Source organism: Streptomyces sp. NPDC031479 (assembly GCF_055581065.1).
Window position 1 is genome coordinate 47,965 of record NZ_JBVIKC010000027.1, and the last position, 13,827, is coordinate 61,791.

Below are 13,827 nucleotides of genomic sequence, written 5' to 3' on the forward strand. Positions count from 1 at the left end.
ATAATGAGTCATTTACGCGGAAGCGAAATGAATCGGAATGGGGCCGCCGGGGAACCGGACGACCGACGCCATCGTGTCCGAGCCGCACGGAGGATTCTTCAGCCGCCCAACTGGTTTCTCGGCCACCCTCCCGGTAGGAGGGAGAACCTCCGTCTCACACCCGGGTGCGAGACGGGATCTCATCTTGCGCCCCTCCCGGCGATTTCCCGTCCCTCGCGTACCGAACCCGCCTGAATATTTGCTACGGTGCGCTTCCGATTGCCGATCTGCCGCCGAAAAAGCAGGTGACCCGATGCCCCATATCGCGTTCTTCAACATTCCTGGCACCGGCCACGTCAATCCGACGGCGGGAATCGTCGCGGAACTCGTGGCGCGCGGCCATCGCGTCAGCTACGCGGTGACGGCCAGCCAGGGCGCCGAGGTCGAGAAGGCCGGCGCAACGCTGGTCCCGTACGAGACCGTGATGGGCAAGTACCGGTCCACGATGACGGACCTGGAGGACAACGACCGTTTCACGACGGGCGATTTCGTCCAGGTGCTCCGCGGACTGGTACAGGAGACCGAAGCCCTCTTCCCGCAATTGCGGCGCGCCTTCGCCGACGACCGTCCCGATCTGCTGATCTACGACGGGCTGTCCGGCTGGACGGGGCGGCTGCTCGCGGAGGACTGGGGCATCCCCGCCGTGCGCAGCATCCCCACGCTGGCGGCGAACGAACACTGGTCCCTGGGCACCGACGGCGAGTACGCGGAGTTCGACCCGGAACACACCGGGCTGAACGCGGTGTTCGGGGAGATCGGCACGATGCTGGAGCGGGTCGGAGCGTCCTGCTCCGCGCAGGAGTTCTTCGGGAGCAGCGAGTCGGGTCCGGCACTCGTCTACATCCCGCGCGCGTTCCAGTTCAAGGGCGAGACGTTCGGCGAGGAGTTCCACTTCGTCGGACCGTGCTGGTCGGAGCGCAAGTTCGACGGTGAGTGGGTGCGCCCCGGAGACGACCGCGACGGCGACGGTCACGGTGACGGTGACGACCGGCGGCCCCTGGTCCTGATCTCCCTCGGCACCATCCACAACGACAACGCCGCCTTCTTCCAGACCTGCGTCGACGCCTTCGCCGACGCCCCCTGGGACATCGTCATGGCCGTCGGCGACCAGATCACCCCCACCACCCTCACCGACGTCCCCGCCCACATCGACATACGCCCCCACGTACCCCAACTCCAGATCCTGCGCCACGCCGACCTCTTCATCACCCACGCCGGCATGGGCAGCGTCATGGAATCCCTCTCCTTCGGCGTACCCATGGTCGCCATTCCCCAGATGAGCGAACAACGCGCCAACGCCGACCGCCTCACCGAACTCGGACTCGGCCGCCTCCTCCACCGCACCCACCTCACCCCACAAACCCTCCGCGACACCGCCCACCACGTCCTCACCGACCCCACCTACCGCCACCACACCCACACCATGCGCGACCACATCCACCACGCCGGCGGCGCACCCGCCGCCGCGGACGTCGTGGAGGCGGTACTCGCGGCCGCACGGGAGCGCGCGTGATGACCGGGAAAACGACACACATCGCGTTCTTCGCGCTCCCGGGACACGGGCACGTGAATCCGGCCCTCGGCGTCGTGGAGGAACTCACCGCGCGCGGACACCGGGTCACCTTCGCGACGACCGACCGGTTCGCGCCGGCCGTGACCGGAGCGGGTGCGACCGTGCTGCGCTACGAGTCCACCATGGACGGACTGCCGGCCAGGGACTCCGCGGCGGACCGCGCCGACCGCTTCGGCAGCGACGACCTGGCCGTGGTCCTGCACGACCTGCTGCGCGAGACGCTCGCGCTCCTCGCCCCCCTGGACCGCGCCTTCGCCGCGGACCGCCCCGACCTGGTCGTCTACGACGACCCCTCGGGATGGGCCGCCCGGCTGATCGCGGCGCGCCGCGGTATCCCGGCCGTGCCGTACCGGACCACGTTCGCCGCGAACGCCGACTGGTCACTCGGCGGCCACCGCACGGACGTCGATCCGCTCAGCCCCGGGATCGTGCGCGTCTTCCACGGCATCGCGAAACTGCTGGACCGGCTCAAGGTGCCCATCGGGCCGAAGGAACTGATGACCGGCAGCGAGTCGGGTCCGGCGCTCGTCTTCGTACCGCGCGCGTTCCAGTTCAAGGGCGAGACGTTCGGCGAGGACGTCCACTTCGCCGGACCCTGCCTGGCCCTGCGGGCCTCCGACGGTGAGTGGGTGCGCCCCGGAGACGACCGCGACGGCGACGGCGACGGTCATGGTGACGGTGACGACCGGCGGCCCCTGGTCCTGATCTCCCTCGGCACCATCCACAACGACAACGCCGCCTTCTTCCAGACCTGCGTCGACGCCTTCGCCGACGCCCCCTGGGACATCGTCATGGCCGTCGGCGACCAGATCACCCCCACCACCCTCACCGACGTCCCCGCCCACATCGACATACGCCCCCACGTACCCCAACTCCAGATCCTGCGCCACGCCGACCTCTTCATCACCCACGCCGGCATGGGCAGCGTCATGGAATCCCTCTCCTTCGGCGTACCCATGGTCGCCATCCCCCAGATGAGCGAACAACGCGCCAACGCCGACCGCCTCACCGAACTCGGACTCGGCCGCCTCCTCCACCGCACCCACCTCACCCCACAAACCCTCCGCGACACCGCCCACCACGTCCTCACCGACCCCACCTACCGCCACCACACCCACACCATGCGCGACCACATCCACCACGCCGGCGGCGCACCCGCCGCCGCGGACTTCCTCGAAGCGCTGGCGGCGCCGGCGTGCGCCCCGCGGACCGGGGCTGACGGGTGACGGCGGGCGCGGGCGCACCGGCCGACATCGACACCCCGGCGTTCTTCGCGGACCAGCACGGACACTATGCGCGGCTGCGGCAGTCGGAGGGTGCGTGCCGGGTCCGCAACCCCCAGGGGCTGGAGTACTGGCTCGTGACCCGGCACGACCAGGCGAGGGCGGTCCTGCTGGATCCCAGGTTCTCCAAGGACCCCCGGCGTGCGGCCGGCGCGCTGCGCGCGGCCGGGTACGGGGTCTCCGGCTCGGAGAGCTTCTTCCTGCCGCTCGTGAACAGCGACCCGCCGGACCACACGCGGCTGCGCAGGCTCGTCTCCGGAGCGTTCACACCGCGCCGGGTCGCGGAGCTCCGGCCCTCGGTCGAACGTCTGACGCACGAGCTCCTCGACTCCGCGGCGAACGCGGCCCGGACGACCGGCGCGGTGGACACGGCCGGGACCCGGACCGGCGGCGGGGCGGTCACCGACCTGGCGGCCGCCGTCGCCTTCCCCCTCCCGGTGCTGGTGATCAGCGAGCTCATCGGAGTTCCCCACGGCAACCGTGCCGCGCTCCTGCAATGGGCCACCCGGATGCTCACGGTCTCCGGAGCGGGCACGACACCCGCCTCCGGTCCTGCGGAACGCACCCGCAGGCTCCACCGGTGGTTCGCGTCCCTGGTCGCCGTCACCCGGCCCCGGGTCAGGGCCGACCTGCCCCCGGAGGAACAGCCGGACCTGCTCAGCGCCCTCGTGGCCACCGGTGAACGGGACGAGCGCCTCGGCGACGACGAACTCGTCGGCCTGCTGGTGCTCCTGCTGATCGCGGGGCACGAGACGACGACGGGGATGATCGGCAACGCCGTCGACACGCTGCTCCGCCACCCCCGCCAGCTCGCGCTGCTGCGCCGCCGTCCGGAACTGGTCCCCTCCGCGGTCGACGAACTGCTGCGCTACGAGCCCTCTTTGGCCCGCACCACCCTCAGGGTGGCGACCGAGGACATCGACATCGCGGGGACCGTCGTCCCGGCCGGCGGCATCGTCAGCGTCGCGCTCTCCGCCGCCAATCGGGACCCTGAGGTCTTCCCCGGGCCCGACGGCCTCGACATCACCCGGGAACGCGGACCGCACCTCTCCTTCGGGCACGGCATCCACTACTGCCTGGGCGCGCCACTGGCCCGGCTGCAGACGGAGACGGTGCTCACGGCCCTGCTCGACCGGTACCCGGAGCTGGCCGCGGCCGACCAGGACCGGCCACAGGCCTGGCGCCCCGTCGGGGACATGCGGGGATTGATGACCCTCCCGGTGCGCCTCGGGCCGGACCGGTCCGCGTCGCCCGGACCCGGTCCCGGCTGACGGCACCGGCGCCCGCCGCACCCGCCGCCCCGCCCTGTCCGACCCCATCCTTCCGTCAAGGGGAACCCGTGCTCCAACCCCCGGCCGGCTCCCGGCCTCCCGAAGCCGCCGTCGAAGTCCGCGGCCTGCACAAGCGTTTCGGGGCGCAGACGGCCCTGGACCGCGTCGACCTCACCGTCGCCCCCGGCACCGTGTGCGGTCTGCTCGGACCGAACGGAGCCGGCAAGACGACGCTGGTCAGGATCCTGGCCACCCTGTCGCTCCCGGACGGCGGCCACGCCCGCGTGGCCGGCTTCGACGTCGTCTCCGACCCCGCCCGGGTACGCGGCCGCATCGCGCTGACCGGACAGTACGCCTCGGTGGACGAGCTGATCAGCGGCCGCGGGAACCTGGAGATGTTCGCCCGGCTGCACCGCATGCGCGGGGCGGCCGTCCGGCGGCGCTCCGGGGAGCTGCTGGAGCGGTTCGGCCTCCAGGACGCCGGCCACCGCCCCGTCCGCACGTACTCCGGCGGCATGCGCCGCAGGCTCGACCTGGCGGTGAGCCTGGTCGTACCCCCCGCGGTGATCTTCCTGGACGAGCCGACGACCGGCCTCGATCCGCAGAGCCGTTACGGGCTCTGGGACAGCGTCCGCGAGCTCGTCCGGGCCGGCACGACCGTCCTGCTGACCACGCAGTACCTGGACGAGGCCGACCACCTCGCCGACCGGATCGCCGTGCTGGGCGACCCGGAGGGCTCCGGCGGCCGGGTGATAGCCGAGGGCACGCCCTCCGCCCTGAAGTCCTCCTTGGGCCGGGAGTACGTCGACCTCACTGTGCGCCACCACGAGCAGCTGGCACCGGCCGCCGAGGCCCTGGCCCGTACCGGCGCCGGAACCGTGGCGGTACGGGACGAGCTGCGGCGGGTCACCCTGGCCACCGGCCCGGCCGCCGGACCCGGCACGGGGGTGCTCGCCGCCGCGCTGGACGAACTGCGGTGCGCCGGTGTGGAGGTGGAGGACCTCTCCCTGCGCCGCCCGACGCTGGACGAGGTGTTCATCAGCCTGACGGCTCCGTGCACCGGGACCGGGGAGGCGGCATGACCACCCCCCGGACCGGCCGCGGGGCCCGCGGGGCCGCCGACGGCCCGGTGGCCCGGGGCGCGGGCGTCGGCCCCGTCGTGGGGGCGCCCGGTGCGCCGTCGGACGAGACCCGGCTCGCACGGCTGCGCTGGGCCGCCGGCGACGCGGCGACGATCACCCGCCGCTACCTGACCCACCTGCGCAGTGCCCCCGAGCGCGCCGTCATGGCGCTGGCGCTGCCCCTCGTCTTCACCCTGCTCTTCGTCTACGTCCTCGGCAGCAACATGCTGGTTCCGGAAGGCGCTTCCTACGTCGACTTCCTGATCCCGGGGATGCTGGCGCAGATGACCGTGTTCGGGGTCGCCGCGAGTGCCTCCGCCGTCGCCGACGACAAGGACAAGGGGATCAGCGACCGTTTCCACTCGCTGCCGATGAGCAGGACCGGCGTGCCCGTCGGGCAGTCCCTGGCCGAGATCCTGGGCGGTCTGATCACCCTGACGGTCATGGCGGGCTGCGGGCTGCTGGTCGGCTGGCGGCCCGATGCCTCCGCGCCGCGGATCGTGGCCGCCTTCGCGCTGCTGGTGTTCGCCCGCTACGCGTTCGGCTGGCTCGGCATGTGGCTGGGCCTCGTCCTGCCGTCGCGGTCCTCCACGGAACTCATCGGCATGCTGACCTTCCCCCTGACGATGGTCTCCAACGTCTTCGTGCCGACCGGAGGCCTGCCGGCCGGCCTGCGCCCGATCGCCGAGTGGAACCCCGTGAGCGCCGTGGTCTCCGCGGTGCGGGAGCTCTTCGGCCTTCCCGTGGCCGGACCCGGCGGCGCCGGATGGCCACAGGACCACCCCGTGGCGGCCGCGGTCGCGTGGTCGTTCCTGCTGCTCGCCGTCTTCGGCCCCCTCACGGTGTCGGCCTTCCGCGCACCGAAGCACTGACCCCTGGAGGGTTCTCATGAAAGCCCTGGTACTGGCGGGGGGTTCCGGCACGCGGCTGCGTCCCATCACCCACACCTCCGCCAAGCAGCTCGTCCCGATCGCGAACAAGCCGGTGCTGTACTACGGCCTGGAGGCGATAGCCGACGCCGGCATCAAAGAGGTGGGCGTCATCGTCGGCGAGACGGCCGCGGAGATCGAGGAGGCCGTAGGAGACGGTTCCGCCTTCGGCCTGGACGTGACCTACATAGCCCAGCCCGAACCGCTCGGGCTCGCCCATGCCGTTCTGATCGCCCGGGACTTCCTGGGTGACGACGACTTCCTGATGTACCTGGGCGACAACTTCATCGTCGGCGGCATCGCCCCGCTCGTCGACGAGTTCCGCGCGCACGGCCCGGACGTGCAGCTGATGCTCACCCGGGTCGCGAACCCCGGTGCCTACGGTGTCGCCACCCTGTCCGCGACCGGCCGGGTGGTCGCTCTGGCCGAGAAGCCGGAGCGGCCCGCGAGCGATCTCGCGGTCGTCGGCGCCTACCTCTTCACTCCCGTCGTCCACGAGGCGGTCCGCGCCATCGCCCCCTCGGCGCGGGGCGAACTGGAGATCACCGACGCCCTGCAATGGCTGCTCGACCAGGGCCGCGACGTGCGGCCGACGGTGGTCACCGGCTACTGGAAGGACACCGGCAACGTCGAGGACATGCTGGAGGCGAACCGGTGCGTACTGGAGGTCCTGGAGCCGGCCGTCGAAGGATCGGTCAGCGCCGACAGCGAACTCATCGGGAGGGTCACGGTGTGCGCCGGCGCCCAAGTGCGCGGCTCCCGCATCGTCGGTCCCGCCCTGATCGGCGCGGGGTCGGTCGTGGTCGACTCCTACGTGGGCCCCTCGACCTCGATCGCCGAGAACTGCCGGATCACCGACAGCGAGATCGAGTTCTCGATCGTCCTGGGCCACTCGTCCATCACCGGGGTCCGCCGCATCGACGCCTCGCTCATCGGCTGCCACGTGGAGGTCGCTCCCGCCCCCCGCGTTCCCTCGTCGCACCGGTTCGTCCTGGGCGACCACAGCAAGATCCGGATCTCTTCGTGACCACCACGCGCTTCCTCGTCACCGGCGCCGCCGGGTTCATCGGCTCGCACTTCGTGAACGACCTGCTGGGTCCCGGATCACCGCCCGACACCGAGATCACCGTCCTCGACGCGCTCACCTACGCCGGTGACACCGCGCACCTCGACGCGGTCGCCGCGGACGCCCGGCTCCGCTTCGTGCACGGCGACATCACCGACGCGCCGCTCGTCGCCGCGCTGATGTCGCCGGGATGCGTCGTGGTCAACTTCGCGGCGGAGAGCCACGTGGACCGTTCCATCGCCGACGCGGGCACCTTCGTCCGCACGAACGTCACGGGGACGCACGTACTGCTGGACGCCGCGCTCACCGCCGGCGCCCGGTGCTTCCTGCAGGTGTCCACCGACGAGGTGTACGGGTCCATCGACCACGGCGCCTGGACCGAGGACGCGCCCGTGGCGCCGAACTCCCCCTACGCCGCCTCCAAGGCCGCCGCCGACCTGCTGGCTCTGGCGTACGCCCGGACCCACGGCCTCGATGTGCGGATCACCCGCTGCAGCAACAACTACGGCTCCCATCAGCATCCGGAGAAGCTCATCCCGCTCTTCGTCACCACCCTGCTGGCGGGCGGCACCGTGCCGCTCTACGGCGACGGCGGCAACGTGCGCGACTGGCTGCACGTCTCCGACCACTGCCGCGCCATCCGGCTGGTGCTGGAACGCGGCCGGGCGGGCGAGGTCTACAACGTCGGGGGCGGCACCCAGCTGACCAACCGGGAACTGACCGCACTGCTCCTCGACGCCTGTGGAGCCGACTGGGATTCCGTGCGGCACGTCGAGGACCGCAAGGGCCACGACCGGCGCTACTGCGTGGACGACGGGAAGCTGCGCCGCCTCGGCTACCGGCCCCGCGTCGACTTCGAACGGGGCCTGGCGGAGACCGTCCGCTGGTACGCGGACGTCACCGCGGGACGGTGACGAAGCGCCTCGGGCCGTCGCGCCCCCTCCCCCAGCCCCCAGACACCGAAGCCGGTCCGTCCGCCGACGGCCCGCAGCCCTCCGGAAGGAACCCCGCGTGCGTGTCCTGTTCGCCGTCTTTCCCACCACCGCCCACACCCTGCCCGTCGTCCCCCTCGCCTGGGCGCTCCAGAACGCGGGGCACGAGGTACGGATCGCCACCCACCCGGACGCGATGGGAGCCGTGACGGGGGCGGGACTGGCGGCCGTTCCCGTCGGCGGTGCGGTGGATCCGGCCGAGCTGACGGACTTCGAGCGCAACCCCGGTCTGAGCGGCCACCCCGGCGGAGGGCTGGACGTCGTCTCCTCCGACTGCGCCGACTGGGGGCCCAAGTGGTTCCGGATGACCCGCGTGTTCGCGGGGCTGCGCCCGCTGCTGGAGGAGCTGACCGGTGTCGCCGTGCGCTGGCGGCCCGATCTGGTCCTGTGGGACCCGTTCTGCCTGCCGGCCGCCGTCGCGGCGCGGCTGAGCGGGGCCGCGCACGCCCGGTTGCTGTGGGGCCGGGACAACGTCGCCTGGCTGCACGCGCGGTTCCAGCGGTACCTGCGGCAGGCCCCGGGCGACGGCCGGCACGACCCCCTGGAGGAGGTCATGCAGCAGTTGCTCGAACCGTACGGGCTGCCGTACGAGGAGGAGTTGCTCCTCGGTCAGTGGACGGTCGACCCGATGCCGCCCGGGGTGCGGCTGCCGGCTCCGCACGTCCGGTACGAGAGCATGCGCTGGTCCGCGTACGGCGGAGGCGGGTCCGTGCCCGACTGGCTCCACACCCGGTCGGCCCGCCCACGGGTCTGCGTCGCCTGGGAGGCCGGCCCGTGGGGTCCGCGGCCCGGCCCGGAGGACGGGAGCGCACTGTCCGACGTGCTCGGCGCCCTCGCGGACCTGAACGTGGACGTGGTGGTCACCGGCGTCGGCCCGTCGGCCGGGGCGACGGGCGGTCCGCCGGGGCGGCCCCGCCTGGTGGAGCGGCTCGCGCTGAACCAGGTGCTGCCGGGATGTGCCGCGATCGTCCACCGGGGCGCCGGCGCGACGTTCGCCGCGGCCGCCGGCCAGGGCACGCCCCAGCTGATCCTCCCGACCGCGTTCTGGGACGAGGAGGCGACCGCCGGACACCTGGCGCGCCGGGGCGCGGGCCTCGTCCTCGACGGCGCCCACCGCGATCCGCACCACCTGCGGACAGCGCTGTCGGCCCTCCTCCGGGACCACGATTTCCGCCTTCGGGCGCGGGCTTTGCGCGAGGAGATCGAGATGCTTCCCGGACCGGCCGCCCTCGTGCCGGTGTTGGAGCGGCTGACCGACCTCCACCAGCGGATCTGAGCTGCCGGCCCCCACTCCAGTCGGAGTCCGGCCCCCCGCGCGTGTCCGTGGCGGAGACGGCAAAGCAGTCCCGGGACGGACGACCGGGCGGGGGCGTCACTGACACGATCGATCCGACGAATCTGACGCGGGCACACCTTCACGACCAGCCGAATGCGGAGCCCTCCACCATGCACAGCACCATCGCGGACACATATCCGCGGATGAGAACCGGGATCTTCTTCACGCCGACCGCAGAAGGCGACGGCGTCCTGCTGACCAACGGCAGTGAGATCGTGACCTTCCACGGCGCGTCCACCCACGCCTGGCTGGAGAAGCTCTCCCCCCACCTCAACGGCCGGCACAGCATGGCCGATCTGACGGGCAGCCTGCCGCCCGGACCCCGCCGGATGGTGGAGAAGCTGGTGGGCGCCCTGTACGAGGCGGGGCTGGTCCGGGACGTGAGCCAGGACGAACCGCATTCCCTGACGCCGGACGAACTGGATTCCTACGCTTCTGAGATCGCGTTCGTCGAAGCGTTCCGGACGTCTCCCGCCCTGCGCTTCCAGCGGTACCGCGAGACCCGCACGGTGGTCATCGGCTCCGGCGCGATCTACGCCGCGGCCGTGGAGGGCGCCCTGCTCACCGGGGTCGCCCGGCTCTCCGCCCGGCCCGTCCTCGTTTCCGCGGAGGTCGCCCCCGCCCCGGGGCGGCCCCCGGGCGAAAGAGCGGCGGAGTCCCGCCACGGCGATCCCGGTCAGCGGCTGGAGACGGCGCCCCTGGACGCCGCCGACCCGGTGGCGCTGCGCGCGGCGGTCACGGACGCCGGACTGGTCCTGTACGCGGCCGACCGCACCGACCCCGTCCTGCTGAGCGCGCTCGACCGGCTCTGCGCCGAGCTCGGCCGGACGTTCGTCCCGGTCACCGTGTACGCCGACGAGGCCTGGGTGGGGCCGGTGTGCGCGGCGGACCGGCCCGCCGCGCGCTGGGAGAGCCTGTGGCTCCGGCTGGGCGCCCGGGCGGGGGCCGGAGGGGAACCCACCGGGTTCCTCACCGGCCCGGTACCCGGCATCGTCGCCAACCACCTCGTCTTCCGGGCCTTCGAACACCTCACCGGCGTGGCCGGGGCGGGCTCGCCCGACGCGTCCGGGGCCCTGCCGGGCGGCAGTGCCGTACGCATCGATCTCGAAACGCTCCAGACTTCGGTGCACGGACTCGCGCCCCACCCGCTGGTCCGGCCGGCCGGCGGCGCCGACACGGAGCCGGAGGCGGCGCAGGCCGCGCCGACCCCGGTGTCCGCCGCGGGGGCGGCCGTGCACGCCGACGAACTCGCCGCACGGGTCGCGGCGCTGACGGACACCAGGCTCGGTGTCCTCGGCCCCGTCTCGGAGGCCCACTTCGAGCAGTTCCCGCTCCGGGTGGTCCGGGTCCCGGTCACGCATCCCCGCCGGCCGGACGCAGTGCTGTCCGTGTGGGGGGCCGGCCCCGATTTCCCGCACGCGCGGGACGCCGCCCTGCGCCTCGGGCTCGCCGCCCACGCCGTGCGCCTGACCGGCCCCGGGGACGCCCCGGCCGGCGCGGACACCGTGGCGGGGACATCCCTCGCCGACGGCTCCGCCGCCCGCGTGCCGGCCGACGCGGTCTTCGCCGCGTCCGGCACCGACCCGGCCGTGCCCCTTCCCGCCGGAACGGCGGGCGGAGTCACCTGGACCGAGGCCGTCGAACAGGGCCTGCTCGACCACGTCCTGCGGTTCACCGCGGACGGTCCCGTCCCCGGCCCGGACAGCCCTGCGCGCTCCTGCGAGGAGCTCGAACTGACAGAGCGGTCCCGGACGTTCCTCGACCTGCTCGTCGCATCGGGCGAGGGCGTGACCGCGTACGCGGTCCGGGCCCCGGAGGGCGTGCACGTCCACGCCTTCCGGCTGGGCACCGGCGGGGCGGGCCTCGTCGAGCACGGCGCGGGATTCACCGAGGCCGAGGCGGTCGAGGCGGGACTCGCCCGGCTGCTGCTCGCGCGGCAGTCCCGTACGTCGGGACAGCCCGAGTACGCACCGTCGCCGGCCGTGTCCCTGCGGACATCGCTGCGGCCCGGGGACGAACCGGCCGGCGGACCGCGCCACCGCGGACTCGTCGACTCCCTGCGCGCCCTCGGACACGCGGCGGTGGCGGTCCCCCTCGACGGCGACCCGGCCGTCCGCGCCGCGCTGCCCCACCTCGTCAGGGTGGTGCTGCTCGATGTCTGACCCGAACCGGAACGCTCCGGCCGCGCGCAGCGTCGCCCTGGTCGGCGACGGCGGTCTGCTGGACCTGGCCGTCGCGGCGGTCGCGGCACGCACCTTCCACGTCGTCCGGCCGGGCGACGGGGCCCTCGCGGAGGTCCTCCCCTCGTGCGTCGCCGTGCTGGTGGCGACCGACACCCCGGGCACCGACCGCCACGGGGACGTGCGCGAGAGCGCGGAGGCCGCCGGAATCCCCTGGGTGCCCGTCGCGACCGACGCGGACGCCGTCCACGTGGGTCCGGCGACCCGCAGCGCACGGGACGCCTGCCCGGCCTGCGCGGGCTGGCGGCGGCGCCTCGCCCGGGACCAGGCCCAGCACCACGAGGCGCTGCGCGCACGCCACGGTGCCGCGCTGACCGGCCTGCCGTCCCGGCTGCGCTCCCGTCCGGCCGCGGCGGTGGCCGCGGAACTCGCCGTCCGTCTGCTGGAGTCCGCGGTGTCCGGCGCGGACGATCGCAACGCCGGCCCCACCGGCCCCTGCGACTCTACCGACTCCACCGACTCCACCAGGATCCGTCGCCCGGGAGACGTGTTCCTGCGCGTCGACCTGGCCTCACTCGCCGTCAGCACCCACCGTTACCTGCCCTATTCTCTCTGCGAGGACTGCGGGGGCCTGCCCGACGACGCCCCCGGACCGGCGGAGGTGGTCCCCGTCTCCCGCCCCAAGGCGGCTCCCGATGTCTTCCGGGTGCAGGACGTGGTGGCGCGCGAACGGGAGCTCTACGACCTCTACGTCGACCCCGCCGCCGGTGTGGTCCCGTCGGTCGACGACGAGCGCGGCGGACCGCTGCCGCGCGCCGTCGCGCCGCTGAGCTCCTTGCGGGGCAACAACTCCCAGCACGGCTGGGGCCGTACGAACGACTACCGGTCGTCCAGGATCACCGCGGTGCTGGAAGCCCTGGAACGCTTCGGCGGGGAGCAGCCGCGCGGCCGCCGCACCACGGTCACGGCGAGCCGCCGGGAGCTGGGCGACCGTGCCGTCGACCCACGGGCCTTCGGCCTGTACCCGGACGACCGGTACGACCTGCCGGGCTTCCCGTACACCCGGTACGACGAGGACCTGGTGATGCCCTGGGTGTGGGGGTACTCCTTCGGGCGTGGCGAAGCCGTGCTGGTACCGGAGCGGTACGCCTACTACGCCGCGCACAGCCACGAGGAACCGCGGTTCGTGTACGAGATCTCCAACGGCTGTGCCATGGGCGGCTGTCTGGAGGAGGCGATCCTGTGCGGCCTGCTGGAAGTGGCCGAGCGCGACGCCTTCCTGATGACCTGGTACGGGCGGATGCCGATCCCGCGGATCGACCCGGCCAGCGCGCGGGACCGCTCCATCCCGATGATGATCGAGCACCTGCGCCACCGAACGGGGTACGCCGTCCAGCTGTACTCGGCCACGCTGGAGCAGCGCGTGCCGTGCTTCTGGGCGGTGGGGATCGACACGGCCGGCGACCCGGGCCGGCCCCGGCTGCTGTGCGCGGGCGGCTCGGCGCTGCAGCCGGAGAAGGCCGTGATCAACGTCCTCCACGAAATGGCGCACCTGCTGGAGCACGCGAAGCTCTACGACGCGGCGGAGCAGGACCGCGCGGCCCGCATGGTGGCCGACCCGTCCCTGGTCAAGGTGATGGGTGACCACTCGGTGCTCTACAGCCACTGGAGCGCCTTCGACCGGTTCGACTTCCTGCTGTCCGAGCGCGAGGCGCGGCCGTTCGCCGACTTCGAGGAGCAGTGGCGGTGGCCGGTCCACACGGACCTGCGGTCCGATCTGGACGAGATGCTGCGCCGGTACCTGGACCGGGGCATGGACGTCCTGGTCGTCGACCAGACGACGCCGGAGCACCGGGCGGGCGGTTTCGCCTGCGCGAAGGTGATGGTGCCGGGCACCCTGCCGATGACCTTCGGGCACCGCAACAGGCGCGTCGACGGCCTGCCCCGGCTCCTGAACGTCCCGTACGAACTGGGCTACCGCGACCGGGTTCTGACGCCCGGGGACGTCAACCCCCACCCTCACCCCTTCCCCTGAGG

At 73.0% G+C, this 13,827-nt stretch carries 10 protein-coding genes; all 10 read left to right on the forward strand.

Annotation, left to right across the window (positions count from 1 at the left end):
- The first annotated feature begins 292 nt into the window (after positions 1-292).
- The 10 genes from ACZ5D2_RS26310 (at position 293) to ACZ5D2_RS26355 (ending at position 13,825) form a co-directional block, all read left to right on the forward strand.
- On the forward strand, positions 293-1,552 hold the full coding sequence (locus ACZ5D2_RS26310; RefSeq protein ID WP_371679625.1) for a macrolide family glycosyltransferase: 1,260 nt from the start codon (positions 293-295) through the stop codon (positions 1,550-1,552).
- Complete coding sequence (locus ACZ5D2_RS26315; RefSeq protein WP_468932568.1) at positions 1,552-2,838, forward strand: macrolide family glycosyltransferase; 1,287 nt, start codon at positions 1,552-1,554, stop codon at positions 2,836-2,838. Before ACZ5D2_RS26310 ends, ACZ5D2_RS26315 begins: the two co-directional genes overlap by 1 nt.
- Positions 2,835-4,166, forward strand: coding sequence for a cytochrome P450 family protein (locus tag ACZ5D2_RS26320; RefSeq protein ID WP_468932571.1), 1,332 nt, complete (start codon positions 2,835-2,837; stop codon positions 4,164-4,166). Before ACZ5D2_RS26315 ends, ACZ5D2_RS26320 begins: the two co-directional genes overlap by 4 nt.
- A 68-nt stretch (positions 4,167-4,234) precedes the next feature.
- On the forward strand, positions 4,235-5,248 hold the full coding sequence (locus ACZ5D2_RS26325) for an ATP-binding cassette domain-containing protein (RefSeq protein WP_371679621.1): 1,014 nt from the start codon (positions 4,235-4,237) through the stop codon (positions 5,246-5,248).
- Complete coding sequence (locus ACZ5D2_RS26330) at positions 5,245-6,159, forward strand: ABC transporter permease (RefSeq protein WP_371679620.1); 915 nt, start codon at positions 5,245-5,247, stop codon at positions 6,157-6,159. Before ACZ5D2_RS26325 ends, ACZ5D2_RS26330 begins: the two co-directional genes overlap by 4 nt.
- A 16-nt stretch (positions 6,160-6,175) precedes the next feature.
- On the forward strand, positions 6,176-7,243 hold the full coding sequence (locus ACZ5D2_RS26335; RefSeq protein ID WP_371679618.1) for a glucose-1-phosphate thymidylyltransferase: 1,068 nt from the start codon (positions 6,176-6,178) through the stop codon (positions 7,241-7,243).
- Positions 7,240-8,196 carry a dTDP-glucose 4,6-dehydratase gene (gene rfbB / locus ACZ5D2_RS26340; protein WP_371679617.1) on the forward strand — a complete coding sequence of 319 codons (957 nt, stop codon included), beginning with the start codon at positions 7,240-7,242 and terminating at the stop codon, positions 8,194-8,196. Before ACZ5D2_RS26335 ends, rfbB begins: the two co-directional genes overlap by 4 nt.
- Positions 8,197-8,293: 97 nt before the next feature.
- Complete coding sequence (locus tag ACZ5D2_RS26345; RefSeq protein WP_468932576.1) at positions 8,294-9,550, forward strand: nucleotide disphospho-sugar-binding domain-containing protein; 1,257 nt, start codon at positions 8,294-8,296, stop codon at positions 9,548-9,550.
- Positions 9,551-9,753: 203 nt separating this feature from the next.
- Positions 9,754-11,772, forward strand: coding sequence for a hypothetical protein (locus ACZ5D2_RS26350; protein WP_468932579.1), 2,019 nt, complete (start codon positions 9,754-9,756; stop codon positions 11,770-11,772).
- Positions 11,765-13,825: a TOMM precursor leader peptide-binding protein gene (locus ACZ5D2_RS26355; RefSeq protein ID WP_468932581.1), complete on the forward strand. Its 2,061-nt coding sequence runs from the start codon at positions 11,765-11,767 to the stop codon at positions 13,823-13,825. The genes ACZ5D2_RS26350 and ACZ5D2_RS26355 overlap by 8 nt, the downstream gene beginning before the upstream one ends.
- The last annotated feature ends 2 nt before the right edge of the window (positions 13,826-13,827 follow it).